Annotated in this window: 15 protein-coding genes and 1 pseudogene; 15 read left to right on the top strand and 1 reads right to left on the bottom strand. The window is 61.8% G+C overall.

Annotated features, from left to right (window positions below; translation table 11 throughout):
- Positions 1-118: 118 nt before the first annotated feature.
- Positions 119-763, bottom strand: coding sequence for a class I SAM-dependent methyltransferase (locus PD282_RS07135; RefSeq protein ID WP_274649656.1), 645 nt, complete (start codon positions 761-763; stop codon positions 119-121).
- A 208-nt stretch (positions 764-971) separates the two neighbouring features.
- Between PD282_RS07135 and PD282_RS07140 the strand changes: the two genes are divergently transcribed.
- The 15 genes and pseudogenes from PD282_RS07140 to PD282_RS07210 all read left to right on the top strand — a co-directional run bounded on the left by PD282_RS07140 (position 972) and on the right by PD282_RS07210 (position 15,143).
- Entirely contained in the window at positions 972-1,133 is a 162-nt protein-coding gene (locus PD282_RS07140) for a hypothetical protein (RefSeq protein ID WP_274649657.1), read from the top strand.
- 39 nt (positions 1,134-1,172) lie between these two features.
- The gene (locus PD282_RS07145) at positions 1,173-1,685 is read left to right on the top strand and encodes an acyl-CoA thioesterase (protein ID WP_274649659.1); all 513 of its coding nucleotides are present in this window, start codon (positions 1,173-1,175) and stop codon (positions 1,683-1,685) included.
- 179 nt (positions 1,686-1,864) lie between these two features.
- On the top strand, positions 1,865-2,497 hold the full coding sequence (locus PD282_RS07150) for a CBS domain-containing protein (RefSeq protein ID WP_274649660.1): 633 nt from the start codon (positions 1,865-1,867) through the stop codon (positions 2,495-2,497).
- Positions 2,498-2,578: 81 nt separating this feature from the next.
- Positions 2,579-3,403 carry a pyruvate, water dikinase regulatory protein gene (locus tag PD282_RS07155; RefSeq protein ID WP_274649661.1) on the top strand — a complete coding sequence of 275 codons (825 nt, stop codon included), beginning with the start codon at positions 2,579-2,581 and terminating at the stop codon, positions 3,401-3,403.
- Positions 3,404-3,424: 21 nt separating this feature from the next.
- Positions 3,425-4,408, top strand: coding sequence for a class II fructose-bisphosphatase (gene glpX / locus PD282_RS07160; RefSeq protein WP_274649662.1), 984 nt, complete (start codon positions 3,425-3,427; stop codon positions 4,406-4,408).
- Between the two features lie 28 nt (positions 4,409-4,436).
- Positions 4,437-4,877, top strand: coding sequence for a nucleoside-diphosphate kinase (gene ndk / locus PD282_RS07165; protein WP_274649663.1), 441 nt, complete (start codon positions 4,437-4,439; stop codon positions 4,875-4,877).
- Between the two features lie 13 nt (positions 4,878-4,890).
- Positions 4,891-5,007: pseudogene (locus PD282_RS07170) on the top strand (fructose-6-phosphate aldolase); the annotation flags it as partial.
- Positions 5,008-5,284: 277 nt separating this feature from the next.
- A complete protein-coding gene (locus PD282_RS07175; protein ID WP_274649664.1) occupies positions 5,285-5,986 on the top strand; it encodes an SDR family oxidoreductase in 702 nt (233 codons plus the stop codon).
- Between the two features lie 157 nt (positions 5,987-6,143).
- Positions 6,144-6,812, top strand: coding sequence for a tetratricopeptide repeat protein (locus PD282_RS07180; RefSeq protein ID WP_274649665.1), 669 nt, complete (start codon positions 6,144-6,146; stop codon positions 6,810-6,812).
- A 209-nt stretch (positions 6,813-7,021) separates the two neighbouring features.
- A complete protein-coding gene (locus PD282_RS07185; protein WP_274649666.1) occupies positions 7,022-8,767 on the top strand; it encodes a sensor histidine kinase in 1,746 nt (581 codons plus the stop codon).
- A 67-nt stretch (positions 8,768-8,834) separates the two neighbouring features.
- Positions 8,835-9,311 (top strand): GNAT family N-acetyltransferase, encoded by a 477-nt coding sequence (locus PD282_RS07190; protein ID WP_274649667.1) that lies wholly within the window; start codon positions 8,835-8,837, stop codon positions 9,309-9,311.
- 274 nt (positions 9,312-9,585) lie between these two features.
- Complete coding sequence (locus tag PD282_RS07195; protein ID WP_274649668.1) at positions 9,586-11,169, top strand: SWIM zinc finger family protein; 1,584 nt, start codon at positions 9,586-9,588, stop codon at positions 11,167-11,169.
- On the top strand, positions 11,166-14,240 hold the full coding sequence (locus PD282_RS07200) for a DEAD/DEAH box helicase (RefSeq protein WP_274649669.1): 3,075 nt from the start codon (positions 11,166-11,168) through the stop codon (positions 14,238-14,240). Before PD282_RS07195 ends, PD282_RS07200 begins: the two co-directional genes overlap by 4 nt.
- Positions 14,241-14,281: 41 nt before the next feature.
- A complete protein-coding gene (locus PD282_RS07205; protein WP_274649670.1) occupies positions 14,282-14,602 on the top strand; it encodes a hypothetical protein in 321 nt (106 codons plus the stop codon).
- Between the two features lie 271 nt (positions 14,603-14,873).
- On the top strand, positions 14,874-15,143 hold the full coding sequence (locus tag PD282_RS07210) for an ABC transporter permease family protein (RefSeq protein WP_274649671.1): 270 nt from the start codon (positions 14,874-14,876) through the stop codon (positions 15,141-15,143).
- The last annotated feature ends 46 nt before the right edge of the window (positions 15,144-15,189 follow it).

Consider the following 15,189-nt stretch of genomic DNA (forward strand, 5'->3'; position numbering starts at 1 on the left):
CCCCTTAAGCGTAGTGGCAGGGGATACGTTCAGACTCCGTTTTTTTCCAATCATTCGATTGTATGAAACGGGTCGAATAAACTTGTATGTCCGCAGGCTAAAAACATCCGCACCCGTACTAAAGCTGCCGGGAGCTGTCCGGAGGGGAAGTCCGGTAATTTGCCGCGCAGGCGGGTTCGATATACGATTGGCTGCTCATTCGGACAAGCTCCTCGTTCGTTATGCCGTGTTTAACCGCGACAAAATGATACATGATTTCGTGGACGACGTTCATTTCCAGACCGGGAAGCATTTCCAGCTCCTCGCGATTATAGAGCGGCGGCTCGTAAGGCGGATAATAGAACAATTCCATGCGCAGCAGACGAAAATCGAAGGGCGGCTCGTGATCGTCGTAACCGGGCAGCTCGGGACAGCGGGCTCCGCTCGGAGGCTGAAAAAAATTCGGGGTGAAATACCTCGGCGTATACAGGTCGAATTTTTGCCGGAAAAACGGATTCGACATATGCGCGAAGCTGTGGGCGAACGGCGCAAGGATGCAGACGACCGCCTTGTGGGTGCACATGCGGTAAATATCCGCCATGACCGCGAATAGGTCGCGCACGTAAGGAAGAGAGCGGCTTGCCATGACAAATTCGACCGAATCATCGGGCAGCGGAATCGGGTAGTTCATATCGAAAATCAAATCCACGCCCGGCAAATTGCGGCGGTCGATGCCGAAAAATCCCGGCGTCTTCTCCGTTCCGCAGCCAAGATCAATGTTCACAGAATCACTCCCCCGTCATTTGATAGGCCTTTCATCCCCAGTTTATTGCGGACGGCAGGCGCGGGACTCGGCCATTCACCCAGCTTCAGGAAGGTGAAGTGAAACGCAGGTCTTTACGCTTTACGGGCTCCGGGAGCGGGCGTATAGTGAAAGTGTAATTTCCGTCCGGATGCCCGAACCGGACGCTGGCGAAGGGTGGGGGGGCGAGATGTTTACGCTCGAGGAAAAACGGTATTTGTTGAAAATACTGAAACGGGAAGGTTGGATGAGGCTTTTCCGATTCGGCCGGAAAGACGCGGCGCGCGCCAGGCTCGTGGAAAAGCTGGAGCAGATGATCCGCAACGAAAGCGTGAACCGGGACTTTCTGTAGCCCCGGATCGATAAAACGACGAAGGAATGGTGAACCCTAGTGGAACAACGATACGCCAAGGAATCGCGCTGCTACAAGACGTCCCGCATTTTCCCGCCCGATGTGAATAACCACAATACGCTGTTCGGGGGCAAGCTGATGTCGTACATCGACGATATCGCCTCGATTGCGGCGTGGAAGCACTGCCGGAACTCCGTGGTAACCGCCTCGACGGATTCCGTCGATTTCCTGCACCCGATCCGGCCGACCGACTCGGTGTGCCTGGAATCGTTCGTCACCTGGACCGGCACGAGCTCGATGGAGGTGTTCGTCAAGGTCATCACGGAGGATCTCAAGACGAGCGAGCGAAAAATCGCGGCGACCTCGTTTCTGACGTTTGTCGCGCTGGACGACGACAACAAGCCGGTCCGGGTGCCCAAAGTCGTGCCGGAGACCGAGGAGGAGAAGCATCTCCACGAGACGGCGGTCGCGCGGGCCGAGCGCCGCAAGCAGCGAAGGGCGGAAAGCGCCAAATTCGCGCATGTCCTGACGGTCGATTTCCCCTGGGAATGAACGCCGGAAAACGGCCGAAAGCCGGGGGAGGCGGCCTGTCTCGACGGGTGATTGAACATTTTAATCGGGAATGAAACATTTTTTTATACCCGGATAATGACGAAATATGATACATTATTAAATAAATAAGACGTCTTATTGGCTGAGATTCCATTCCATGAAGAGACATACATAAGGAAGTGATTGGCATTAGACTGTCCGTGCGGCAAAACGAAATCGTCCGGCTGGTTAACCGGCACGCCCCGATTACCGGCGATCAGCTGGCGGAAATGATGGGCGTCAGCAAGCCGACGCTGCGCGCGGATTTGTCGCTGCTCGTCATGCTGGGGATGCTCGAAGCAAAGCCCAAGGTCGGCTATTTCCCCGGCGGCGACGGCTCTCCGCCGGATTCGGCGATGCGCAAATGGAACGAAGCGCGTGTCAAGGACGTGCAGGGGTTGCCGGTAAACGTATCGGAATCCGCTTCGGTGCACGATGCGGTCGTCACGCTGTTTACGGGCAATGCGGAGGCGCTGGCCGTCGTGGACGAGAACCGGCATTTCGTCGGCGTCGTCACCCCGAAGGATCTGCTCAAAATCACGCTCGGCGGCGCGAATTCCGCGGCTATCCCGGTCAGCATGGCGATGCACCGGCTGCCTGCGATCGCCCGCGTCGCGCCGGACCAGCCGCTGCTCGAAGCGGTCGGCAAAATGCTTGCGCACGAGCTGGACGGGCTCCCGGTCGTCGTGCCCTGCGCGGACAGCCCCCCCGGCCGCTGCGAGGTGACCGGCTGGATCAGCAAAACGAATATTTTGCGCTGGCTGACGGAATAGAGCGGGACGGGAAATCGGACAAAGCATCGCAGCAGCGTGAAGCGGCTTTACACAAACGCCTCGGGAGGAAACGGACGTCCAATGAAGCTGGAGAAGCTGGAGAAGCAGGCACAAATCATTTATATCTGTTCGGATGCGGTGGGGGAAACGGCCGAGGCGGTCGCCAAGGCGGCCATGCGGCAGTTTGCGTTCGAGCAGGTGAAGCTGAAACGGATCGGGCATATCCGCAGCGACGAGGAAATCGCGCAGATCGTCGAGGAAGCCGTGCGGAGCGGCGGATTTATCGCGTACACGCTCGTTCAGCCGGAGCTGCGGGAGACGATGAAGGAGGAGGCGCTCCGCCGGGGCGTGCGGGCGATCGACGTGCTCGGCCCGATGATGCAGGCGTTTATCGACACGTTCAACGATTCCCCCAAACGCCAGCCGGGTCTCCTGCATACGCTGGATGACGACTACTTCCGCCGCATCGACGCGGTCGAATTCGCGGTCAAATACGACGACGGCAAAGACACGCGCGGGCTGACGCTCGCCGATGTCGTGCTGATCGGCGTATCCCGTACGTCCAAGACGCCGCTCAGCATTTATTTGGCGCATAAAGGGGTCCGGGCGGCGAACGTTCCGCTCGTGCCGGAGGTGAAAGTGCCGGCCGAGCTGGCCGCGGTAAACGGGCTTGTCGTCGGGCTGACGATGGATCCCGGGAAGCTGGCCGCCATCCGCATGGAGCGGCTGAAGGCGATGGGGCTGCCGTTCTCGGCGAACTACGCCTCGCTTGAGCGGATCGAGGGCGAGCTCCGGTTCGCGGAATCGGTCATGAGGTCGCTTGGCTGTCCGGTGATCGACGTGACCGAGAAGGCGATCGAAGAAACGTCGGGCATGATTGTGCAGTGGCTGCAGGAAAAACAATGACTGCTTAAGAGGTGAAGGGACATGGAACGAGAATTAGCGCTGGAAATTGTCAGGGTGACCGAATTGGCCGCTCTGGCGGCCGCTCCCTGGATGGGGCGGGGGGACAAGCATCACGCGGACGAAGCGGCGACGAACGCCATGCGCGGCATGCTCGATTCCGTATCGATCCGCGGCACCGTCGTCATTGGCGAAGGCGAAATGGACGAGGCTCCGATGCTCTATATCGGGGAGCAGGTCGGTAGTTTGCAGGGACCCGAGGTCGACGTCGCGGTCGATCCGCTCGAAGGGACCGAGCTGGTGGCGAAGGGGCTGAACAACGCCATGGCCGTCATCGCCGTCGCGCCGAAGGGACAGCTGCTTCACGCGCCCGATATGTACATGGAGAAGCTGGCCGTCGGACCTGCGCTCGCCGGCAAGCTGAGCCTGCAGGATCCGCTCCGCACGACCGTGGAGAAGGCTGCGCTTGCGTTGAACAAGCCGTTATCCGACCTGACGGTCATGATCCTGGACCGCGCGCGCCACGAGGCGGAGATCCGCGAGCTGCGCGAGGCGGGCATCCGCATCAAGCTGCTGTCGGACGGCGACGTGGCGGGCGCGATGGCGCCGGCCTTTCCCGAGGCGGGCATCGATCTGTACGTCGGCTCGGGCGGGGCGCCGGAGGGCGTGCTTGCGGCGGCCGCGCTGAAATGTCTCGGCGGCGAGATCCAGGGCCGGCTCATGCCGGAGAACGACGAGCAGGAGCGCCGATGCATCGAGATGGGACTCGCCGATCCCCGCAAGCTGCTGCGCATGAACGACATGGTCGGCTCGGGCGACGTCATTTTCGCGGCGACGGGCATTACGCCGGGCGAATTTTTCGGCGGCGTCCGGCTGCTCGAGGGACAGCGGGCCGAGACGCATTCGATCGTCATGCGCGCGGAAACCCGGACGATCCGTTTTATCCGTTCCCTGCACTATCTGCCGAACAAACCGCTGCTGGCATCCATTAAAAGTCAAATCGGCTGAGCCGGATTGACGGAAAAAGGGGTAATGTATGGTGGAAAAGACGTTTGTTATGGTCAAACCGGACGGCGTGGAGCGCGGTCTGGTCGGCGCGATCATCGCCCGTTTCGAGCTGAAGGGATTGAAGCTCCGGCGGGCCGAGCTGATGACGATCAGCCAGCCGATGGCCGAGACTCATTACGGCGAGCATCGGGACAAACCGTTTTTCGGGGAGCTTGTCGATTTTATTACCCGGGGGCCCGTCGTGGCGATGATGTGGGAAGGACCCGCGGCCGTCTCGATCGCACGCACCCTGATCGGCAAGACGAACCCGGCGGAAGCGGCTCCCGGCACGATACGCGGCGATTTCGCCTGCGAGGTGGAATCCAACATCATTCACGGCTCCGATTCGGCGGAAAGCGCCGCGCGCGAGCTGCAGCTGTTCTTCGGCGGAGCCGGCGGGAACGGGATCGCCGATTCCGCAGCCGGGTAATAGGAGCGCGTCCCGCCGCATCGTGCATGTCGAGCAAGCCGCATTTGCCGGGGCTCATGTCGCCACGATGCCGGGTTCGCTGCTGTCGTCGCTCGGGAAGCATCCGCTGACCGATATCGGCATCGAGTAATTTTTAAGCGACTGGAACATGTCGCAGCTGTAATCAATTCGGCCGGAACGGCCCGAACTCTGCTGCCCGGCGGGGTTCGGGCTTTTTTGATGGGAAGCTGCGCTAACGTATGGCCTGTCTGTCTCCATCGGATGGGAGAAGAAGCCTGCTTTCCGGCGAAGGATAGCCTGAAGCCGTTTATTCCGGCTTGCCAACGGCTGGTAGATCGGCGATCATAGGAAGAGAGTTCCGGCAGCGTTTTCATCGGGACTGCGGAAGACGGGGAGGGGTTACAGGGATGAACATTCTGATTACAGGCGCGAATCGGGGGCTTGGCTTCCATATGACGGCCGAAGCGCTGTCCCGGGGACACCGGGTATTGGCCGGTGTGCGAAATCCCGCAACCGGCGCGGCAAAGCTGGACGAACTGAAAGCGCGGTTTGACGGGCGGCTGACTGTGATCGGGCTCGACGTAGCGGACGAGCAGTCGATCGGCAGGGCGGCATCCGAAGCGGGAGCGGCGGCGGACCGGCTTGATGCCGTCGTCAACAGCGCGGCGATTTTGGCCGGCCGCAGCCGGGGGCTGCATACGCTGCAGCTGGAGGATCTCGAAGCGTCGTTTCGCACGAATCTGTTTGGGCCGATGCTCGTCATGCGGGCGTTTCTGCCGCTCCTGCTGCGCGGCGCAAATCAGACGGTCGTCAACGTCAGCTCCGAGGCCGGGAGCTTCGCGAACGCATACGGCGGCGATTATCCGTATGCGCTCACCAAATCGGCGCTCAACATGTTTTCCGCCCAGCTGCGCCGGGAGCTGGAGCCGCACGGCATCCGGGTCTACGCGGTGCATCCGGGCTGGATCAAGACGGATATGGGCGGCGACCAGGCGCCGGGCGACGCGGCCGAATCGGCGCGGGGCATCGTCGACCTGCTCGAAGGCAAGCGGCAGGCGGAGGACAACGCGCTCTTCATCGATTTTCGCGGGCGGCCGATGCCGCTCTAAACACGTCGCTTGACGGGGAAGGTAGGCCTGGTTCGCCGGTCTCTGGGAACCGGGCTTTTTGCTGCCGAGCCGGGATGCAGGTGACGAGCCTGATTGTTACGGCGCCGCACAATCGTGTACAATAATGTCAATCGTTTCTTTAGATGCGGGAGGCATGATGAGTAAATTATTGATTTTCGGCTTTTTGTGGTGGCTGCTCGGCAACCCGTTTCTCGCGCTGATCGTGATGCTTGTGCTGATCTATGCGCTGGACCGCCGGTTTATCGGCATTACGCCGAGCGTTGTGAAGCCGCTCCGCCGTATGGGCGCGATTCGTCGGCTTCGCCAGCAGATTCATATGAATCCGAACGACATCCCGTCCAAGCACGAGCTTGCGCGGCTGCTCATCGAACGCAAGCATTTCAAGGAAGCGCGGGACATTCTGATGCCGCTGCAGGATTCGCTCGAGCATTCGGCCGAGTTTTGGGACGATCTCGGAACGGCGCTGGCGCACCTTTCCGAGCCGGAGGGCGCCGAGGCGGCGATCCGCAACGCGCTGTCGATCAATCCCCGGGTCAAATACGGCGAGCCGTATTTGCGCCTTGCCGCGCTTCATGCCAAAACGGATCCGGAGCGGGCGATCGGCCATTTGGAGGAATTCCGCGCGATCCAGTCTTCGTCCTGCGAGGCGTATTACCGGCTGGCCCGGCTGTACGAACAGCTCGGGCGCGACGACCAGGCGAAGCGGTCCCTTGCCGAATGCCTGGAGGTATACCGGCTGCTGCCGCGCTACAAGAAACGCCAGGAGCGCAAATGGGCGCTGCTTGCCTGGCTGAAACGAAGATAAACGGCCGGCTTGGGTACGGCGGCCGGACCAACAGGCCGCGCCGGTTTTCCGGGCGGCTTGCTCCTTTTGTTTCGCGGCGTTTTCTGTCGTTTTTTGTCCGGCTTTCGGCCGACAGGTCATTCGGAGTTGAAAAAACGCATATTGTCCGGGCCCGGGAAATGATTCATAATGGGACGTACCTAGAAGACGAGGATCGGGGAGTATGCCGTATGCATCGTAATATCTGGATGCTGTCGATCGTTTTGGCCGCGATTTTGCTTGCTGCAAACAACACCGTTTATTATTTCACCACGAAACGCTCGCTGGAAGAGCGGCTGCGGCACGAGCTGCGGTCGGTAGCGAACCAGATCGAGGTGTCGATCGAGCTGTCCCGGACCGGCGCTGAGAAATACGAGGAGCAGATCGGCCGCGAGCTGAGGTCCGCTTCCGTCGCCGCCGAGTACGCGCTGCCTCCGGATCTCGAGAGCATCACGCCCGGACAGCTGGAGGAGCTGAAAAACAAGCTGGATTTGAAGGATATCACGCTGCTCAAGCGGACGAAGGACAGCATCGTGCTGGACAAATCGTCGGATCCGAATGAAGTCGGACTGCGAACGAACGGGTGGAAGCCGTGGTTCGAAGCGTTCACCCAGCTGTTCGATCATAAGAATGTCACCATCGGCTGGGGCCAGTCGCTGCCCTATTTCTGGAGCGGCCCGTTCGAGTTCGCGGCTTCCGATCCGAGCGCCGTCAACAAATGGGGCTATTATTACGACGGGACAACGGATTACATGATCGATCCTTATGTCGGCTATAAGGACAGGCAGCGCTCGTACGACGAGGAGACCGGCGTAAGCCGGCTCATTCAGCGCTCGCTCGAAAGCAATTCCTCGCTGCTGGAAATCGGCGTGATCAATCCGAAAACGTTTCCGAACGGCGGGCCCGTGACGGTGAATTCGAAAGGCCAAAAAATCGTACATAAAGCGCAGAAGCCGATCATCAGCGGCTCCAACGCGTTTGCGCATCCGGCCGACGCGGCTGACGTCAAACGGGCAATCGAAACAAACCGGAACGTTTGGCTGAATACGACGATTAACGGCAAGCATGTCATCAAGCTTTATATCCCGGTGCAGATCGAGAAAAGCGCCAGCCTGATCGACGAGAACGGCGTGCCGATCGATCGTTATGTGCTGACGCTCGTCGCCGATTATCAGACGATTCAGGACACGCTCGACCGCCAGTTTGTCAATATTGCCGTCATTATGGCGGCCGTGACGGCGCTCAGCCTGCTCATCGTTTTTGCTGCAGCGGTGTCTTTCCGGAAATCGAGGGACAAGCTCGCGCGCAGGGCGCAGGAAACGTACGTCGAGGAAATCAACCAAATGTTTCAATCGATCCGGGCGCAGCGTCACGATTTTCTGAACCATGTGCAGACGATTCATTCGCTGGCCGGTCTTGGCAAAATCCAGGAGCTGCAGCAGTATACGGCGGAGCTGACCGGCGATATCCGGCAAACGAACGAAATGATCAACATCGGCAATCCGGCGATCGCGGCCCTCATTCGGTCGAAAATATCCCAGGCGGAGCAGCTGAAAATTCGTCTCTCAACCGGCTTCAGCGATCTCGGCCGGCTCAGTCTCGGCGTCAAATCGCTCGATTTGACCCGGCTGCTCGGCAATCTGATCGACAATGCGTTCGACGAGGTTGCCGCGCTGCCCGAAGAGGAGCGGCGGATCAGCGTGGAAGGCCGGCAGCGGCCGGGTTATCAGGAATTCAGGGTCAGCAACGTCTGCCGCGATTTGAAGAAGCTCGAAGGAAAGCCACTGTTCGATACGGGCTACAGCACGAAGAACGGCGCGCACTCCGGCCTTGGGCTTTCCATCGTCAAATCGATCGTGGATCATTATAAAGGGACGGTGCGCATGGAGTTCGATGAGCCGGATACGGTGACGTTCGTCATCCGGATTCCGGACTGACGGGTGTTGAGCGCTCAGAGCTGCGTGCGGAAGGAACATCTAATTTCATTAAGAGGAGGCAGCCAAAATGCCGGATATGCTGGTAAAACTGTATGAATTGCCCGAAGCCGAATCTCCCGCGAAGGATAAGCCGGGGACCGGAATCGTCGTGCGCCGGGCGATCGGCCCGGAGAAGCTGGCCGTAGCCGAATGGGTGGAGAGGCACTTCGGCAAAGGGTGGCGAAGCGAATGCGAGGTTGCATTTGCCGGTCTGCCGGCGACATGCTATGTTGCTGTTCGCGGCGGAGAGCTGCTCGGCTTCGCCTGCTACGACGCGACCTGCCGGGGCTTCTTCGGTCCGACGGGCGTCGCCGAGCACGCTCGCGGACTCGGCATCGGCAAGCGGCTGCTGCTGGAAACGCTGAAGGGGATGCGCGAAGCGGGTTACGGCTACGCCATTATCGGAGGCGCGGGTCCTGCGGATTTCTACGCCAAGACGGCGGGCGCAATCGTGATCGAGGGATCGGTTCCCGGCATTTACGCCGGTATGCTGAAATCAGAGTAATTCCGGAGCTTGCGTCGCCCGGAGGAAAACGGCCAATTGCTGGAATCCGCTTTATGCGGCGGGGCCGGGAAAACCGCCTGCGCGGCGGAGCCGGAAAACGCCGAATCCCCTGGACGGCAGTGAGGCAAGGAAGCGTAAACCCCCGCAGCGGACGATCAAACGTTCGATGCGGGGGTTTGCGTTTTTCGTCGGCCTGCGCCGGCGCATCGACTTCTGCCATGCACCGTTGTCTGGTATAATAGATGGAATGCGGTACAGAACGGAGGTGCGGCGGATGAGCGCTTATTTTCTTCTTGACGAGCAGCGGCTGCGTTCGATGGAAACGAAGCTGGCGGAGGTTATGCCGATCAGCATGCTGGAACGGGGATGGGACTATTACCGCCGCGAGAAAGTGCTTTCCGTCCAGGTCATGGACGGGGCGTCGATTTACGGCGCCGTACGCGGCGCCGATATCTATGCCGTCACGCTCGACGGCGACGATTTCGGCTTCAGCGCCTGCACGTGCCCGTTTAACGGCTTCTGCAAGCATATGGCCGCCGTCTATTTCGCCTATTGCGCTTATGCGGGCGAAAGCCCGGACGAAGTATATAACCGGCTGCTTTACGGGGGAGGGCTGATTCCCGCGGAAGACGGCGGCACGCCTGCCGCCGGCAGGCTTCCCGTGCCGGAAACGCCGATTCCTCCGGCGGACTGGGCGGAGGAGATGGAGGGGCTGTACGGCGAAACCTGGCGGCAGTGCCGCCATTCGCTCCATCCGCTGCAGTCGGTGCTCACCTCGCTGAAGGGCTCGTCCAAGACATGGGACCCGGAGCTGCGCCGGATGCACTGGATGCTGGCCACCTTGTTCGTAGCCGAACAGGCGGAGCGCGCTTATTCGATGACGGATACGTACAGCCGGTACTATTACGAAATGGCGTTCGCGCGGATGACGGAGCCGTGGCTCGACGCTTTTCACGAAATGGCGGCGGAGCTTCGGCCGTCCGAATTGTCCGAAACGGCCCGGGAAGCGGTAAGAAGCCTGAACCAGTTTTTTCATGACCGGGACATGGACCGGGAGCATCAGCTTCACCGCTGGGAGGCGCTTTATTTCTCGCTGTGGGCGAAGCTGACCGTCGACCCGGCATGGAGCGGGCCGGAGAAGGAGCGGCTTGAGCGGCGGCTGAACGAAGCGAAAGCGGCCGGCCGGCAGTCGTTTTTTTACCCGATGGCGCTTGCGTTCGTTGCATTTATCGAGGGCCGGGACGAGAAGGCGATCGTCCTGCTGCGGGAAACGGACTTCAACAAAACGGCGCTGCTCGCCTGCGACTGCGCGCTGCAGCGGCTGGAGGAGGGCGGCTGGACGGCGCTTGCGGACTGGATGGGCTACCTGTACGAGGGGCTGCGGATCGAGCGGAAATCGCGGGCGTTCGGCCCGTTTCTGAACATGTGCCGCTTTGCCGACGAGCGCCAGCCGGAAAACCCGGTTTGGCAGCGGTATCTCGTCTCCTTTCTGCCGTATTCGTATTCGGTGCTGACCGACCACTGGGTGCAGAAGGGACAGTTCGGGGAATGGGCCGATCTGCAGCTGCTGCTCGGCATCGAGCCGGATGAGATTGACGCCCAGCTTTCGCGCGAGGTGACGAAACAGGCGCCGCATGCGCTTCTGCCGCTGTATCATCAGGCGATCGATACGGCAATCCGGGCGCGCAACCGGCAGGGGTACCGGCATGCGGTTAAGCTGATGAAGAAGCTGGAGAAGCTTTATAAGGCTTTGAAGCAAACCGGGCGCTGGACGCGCTACGTCGACGGCATCGTACGCAAGCATCAGCGGCTGCGGGCGCTGCAGGAAGAGCTCTGGAGGGGAAAAATCATCCGATGAGAGGCTATACGGGCGCGGAAACGGTTGTAATCGACGCATATTGGAAGGACGGCGAAGGCATCGCGCTTGCGGCGGAACAGACTTTCGGACTTTCAGCCCGCCTGCGCCACCTGCTCTTCGCCTGGCACGAGGCGTCCTGGTACGGCACCGATATCGAGGAGCGGACGGACGACCGGACGAAGCCCGGCGAGCTGCTTCTCTCTCCGGCGCTGGCGATGGATTATTTGGCGGCGCCGGAGGCGGTCCGGCTGCTGCGCGTCGAGTGGACTCCGCGGGCGCAGGCGCTGATGGCTTATGCCCGCCTGCTGCGCGAAGCGCTGCTCGCGGGCTGGTTTGTGCCCGACTGGGCGGGGTGGTCGGAGGAGCGGCGGGCATGGAAGCTGGACATCCCGGAGAGCGAGCCGAAAGCGGCGTCTGAGGCGGCTCGGCTCGAATCACTGCTGCTCGAGCTCGAGGAACGCGGCGCCCGGAGATGGCTTGGCCATATCGTCGAGTCGCTGATCGGGGAAGAGCGGACGGTCGCCGCCGCTTGGCGGGCAGGCGCCGCCGCGGCCGGCGAGGGCGCGCTCTATCGCAAAGCGGCGGACGAAGAAGACTGGCTTGTCTCGATCGGCTTCAAAAAGGACGATCTGCCGTTTCGGCTGGCGATCCGCCTGCTCGAGCCCGACGAGACGGGCGGCTGGCGGCTGCGGCCGGCCATTCAGGACCGGGCGGGAGACGGCGGCTGGCGCACGCTGGAGCCGCTGGGAGAAGATGATCTGCCGTTTGCGGCGGCGGTGGCGCAAGCGGAGGAAGCCGGCTTCCTCCATGGAACGACGACCGCGGGGGACGCCGGCGACGGAGAAGCGGACCTGCCGCCCGCCGCAGAACGCCCCGGCGATGCGGGGACCGGCGATTCCGCCAATCCCGGGAAGCTCCTGCGGCTTGCCGTTCCGCTGCGCTGGCGGCTGCCCGGCGATGCGCCGGCGTCCTGGCGGGAGCGGTTTCCGGAGCGGATGCGCAAGGAAGAAGCGAAATGGCTTGCCGCGCTCCCCGATTGGCAGGCCGGGCATGCGGGCGGGTCGGCGGCCGGAATCAAGACGGAGCTGAGCGACGTCGAAGCGTACCGGTTTCTCGAGGAAGCGGGCATGAAGCTGCTGACGGACGGCTGCTCGGTGCTGCTCCCCGGCTGGTGGGAGGCGGCGCGCAGCCGCCGGCTGCGGCTGCGCGCGAAAGTGAAATCGTCCGTCGGCTCCTCGGAGCAGCCGACGTTCGGCCTGCAGCAGATCGTCGATTTCGACTGGAAGCTTGCGATCGGCAACGTCGATATGTCGGAAGCGGAATTTATGAAACTGGCGATGGAAAACCGCCGGCTGATGCGCATCGGCGGCGAATGGGTGCATCTGGACCCGGACGATGTCGAGCGCATTCGCAGCTGGCTCGGCCGAAATGGCGGAAAGCGCGGATTTACGATGCGCGACGTGCTGGAGATGCATTTGCGCGGAAGCGCCGAGCTGGAGCCGGAGAGCGAGGACCGGGAGGCGCTCGAAGCGGAGGTTGAGCTGAATGGGCACCTCGCGGCCTGGCTGGCGAAGCTGAACGAGACGAGCGAGCTCCCGATGGTCGCGAAGCCGGAGGCATTTCAGGGTGAGCTGCGGCCGTATCAGCTGCAGGGCGTGTCGTGGCTCGCATTTCTGCGGCGTTTCGGGCTCGGCGGATGCCTGGCCGACGACATGGGGCTTGGGAAAACGATCCAGTTCACCGCCTATCTGCAGCATGTGATGGAAAGCGGGGGGCTCGGGCCGTCGCTGCTCATCTGCCCGACCTCGGTCATCGGCAACTGGGAGAAGGAGCTCGAGCGTTTTGCCCCGTCGCTGCGTGTGCATGTGCATTACGGGCCGCGACGGGCAAAGGATGAAGCGTTCGCCGAAGCGGCGTCGCAGGCCGATCTGGTCATCACCTCCTACGCTCTCGCGCCGCTCGACGAAGAGGAGCTCGGCCGGGTCGGCTGGGATGTCGTCTGCCTCGACGAAGCGCAGAACATCAAGAACTACTACACGAAGCAGTCCGGCGCGATTCGCCGCTTAAGCGCCCGTCACCGGATCGCGCTTACCGGCACGCCGATGGAAAACAGGCTGACGGAGCTGTGGTCGATTTACGATTTTCTGAACCCCGGCTATTTGGGCACGCTGGGCGAATTCCGCCGCGCCGTCGTGCAGCCGATCGAACGGGAGCGCGACGAAGCGCTGATCGCCGAGCTCCAGCGCTGGGTGAAGCCGTTCATGCTGCGCCGCGTCAAGAAGGATCCGAAGATCCAGCTGTCGCTTCCGGAAAAGAACGAGATGCAGACCTACCTGTCGCTGACGGTGGAGCAGGGGACGCTGTACGAGAATATCGTATCCGACCTGCTCGGCCAGCTCGAGTCGCTCGGCCCGATGCAGCGCCGGGGACTCATTCTCTCGTCGCTTACCCGGCTGAAGCAGGTATGCGACCATCCGAGCCTGCTGCTGAAGGAAGCGGCGGGGCCTGGCGCCTGGGAGCCGGAACGCTCGAACAAGCTGCAGCGGCTCCTGGAAATGATCGAGGAAATCGCGGCCGAAGGCGAACGCTGCCTCATTTTCACGCAGTATGTGGAGATGGGCGCGGCCCTCGCCCGGCTGCTGGAGGACAAGTGCGGCCTGCCCGTGCCGTACTTGTACGGCGGCGTGCCGAAGGCGGCGCGCGACGCAATGATCGAGAAATTCCAGGACGAGTCGCAGCCGGGCTGCGCCTTCGTGCTGTCGCTGAAGGCGGGCGGCATCGGGCTGAACCTGACGGCCGCGAACCACGTCGTTCATTTCGACCGCTGGTGGAACCCGGCCGTGGAAAACCAGGCGACCGACCGCGCCTTCCGCATCGGCCAGGTGCGCAACGTGCAGGTGCACAAATTCGTGACGCTCGGCACGCTCGAGGAGCGGATCGACGACATGATCTCGCGCAAGCAGCTCATGAGCGAGCAGGTGGTCGGCCAATCGGAGAGCTGGATTACCGAGCTCTCGACCGAGGAGCTGCGCGATCTGTTTACGCTGCGAAAGCAGCGGCTGAAAGGCTGATGAGGGCGGCGAACCGTTACGGAAAGGAGGCGCTTGTTGAAATGGAGAACGAAAACGGGAACCGAACGGAATCCGCGGCTTCAGGGGCCGGCGGAGCTCCGCCGGCCGGGAGCGGGCCGAAGCGGGAAGCGGGTGCCTCGGCTCCGGCGCCCGAGAGCGGGCCAAAGCGGGAAACGGTTGCCTCAGCTCCGGCGGCCGGCTCCGGCCCGGTTCGTGAGACGAGTCCGAGCCTCGCGCCCGGACCGGAGCCGGCCGGACCGAACGAAGCGGCGCCGCATTGGCAGGCGTTTTACGCCGCCGTACGGGATGCGGTCAAGGCGATGCGGGCCGGCCAAGACGTTAACGACGAGAACGGCGGCTGATGCGGTATCCGCCGACCGGCTGATTGATCCGGCTCCCTTGCCGCCGACAAAGCGGTAAGGGAGCTTTTCCGTATGCGGCCGGCGAGGCACGCATGAGGATACAAACGCGCTGCCGTCCCTCCACGAACACGGCACGCGCTGCCGCTCCGCGAAGATCACATCTCCCGACAGCAGCGGAATCGCGACTCACAGCTCCTGCCGCAGCAGAGTCGCGACGAACACGGCACGCGCTGCCGCCCCGTAACATCTTACGGTATACGCCCGTGTCATTATGCCGCTCAGCTCGCAGGCGCTCATCGTGGTCGGCCTGTTCACCTTCCTGAACAATTGGAACGATTATTTGGCCCCGATGCTGTACCTGTCGTCCGAAACGAAATATACGCTGATGCTCGGCCTTACGCTGTTCCAGGGGGCGTATTCGTCCCAGTGGAACCTGATGATGGCCGCCGTCTCGATCGTCGTGCTTCCGTCGCTGATCGTGTTTCTGAACGCGCAGCGCCATTTCATTCAAGGAATCGCGATGACGGGGGTCAAGGGCTAAAAGAAGCTGCGGGCAGCAGGAAAACATCAAGAATCCCGGGTGTTCG

Origin of the sequence: Paenibacillus humicola (assembly GCF_028826105.1) — a bacterium.
Taxonomy (GTDB): Bacteria; Bacillota; Bacilli; order Paenibacillales; family Paenibacillaceae; genus Paenibacillus_Z; species Paenibacillus_Z humicola.

Excerpts from the sequence above, each read along its gene's own strand:
- glpX (WP_274649662.1), top strand. The coding sequence starts at position 3,425 with ATGGAACGAGAATTAGCGCTGGAAATTGTCAGGGTGACCGAATTGGCC.
- PD282_RS07185 (WP_274649666.1), top strand. The coding sequence starts at position 7,022 with ATGCATCGTAATATCTGGATGCTGTCGATCGTTTTGGCCGCGATTTTG.
- PD282_RS07180 (WP_274649665.1), top strand. The coding sequence starts at position 6,144 with ATGAGTAAATTATTGATTTTCGGCTTTTTGTGGTGGCTGCTCGGCAAC.
- PD282_RS07195 (WP_274649668.1), top strand. The coding sequence starts at position 9,586 with ATGAGCGCTTATTTTCTTCTTGACGAGCAGCGGCTGCGTTCGATGGAA.
- PD282_RS07200 (WP_274649669.1), top strand. The coding sequence starts at position 11,166 with ATGAGAGGCTATACGGGCGCGGAAACGGTTGTAATCGACGCATATTGG.
- PD282_RS07175 (WP_274649664.1), top strand. The coding sequence starts at position 5,285 with ATGAACATTCTGATTACAGGCGCGAATCGGGGGCTTGGCTTCCATATG.
- ndk (WP_274649663.1), top strand. The coding sequence starts at position 4,437 with ATGGTGGAAAAGACGTTTGTTATGGTCAAACCGGACGGCGTGGAGCGC.
- PD282_RS07205 (WP_274649670.1), top strand. The coding sequence starts at position 14,282 with ATGGAGAACGAAAACGGGAACCGAACGGAATCCGCGGCTTCAGGGGCC.
- PD282_RS07155 (WP_274649661.1), top strand. The coding sequence starts at position 2,579 with ATGAAGCTGGAGAAGCTGGAGAAGCAGGCACAAATCATTTATATCTGT.
- PD282_RS07190 (WP_274649667.1), top strand. The coding sequence starts at position 8,835 with ATGCCGGATATGCTGGTAAAACTGTATGAATTGCCCGAAGCCGAATCT.
- PD282_RS07210 (WP_274649671.1), top strand. The coding sequence starts at position 14,874 with ATGCCGCTCAGCTCGCAGGCGCTCATCGTGGTCGGCCTGTTCACCTTC.
- PD282_RS07140 (WP_274649657.1), top strand. The coding sequence starts at position 972 with ATGTTTACGCTCGAGGAAAAACGGTATTTGTTGAAAATACTGAAACGG.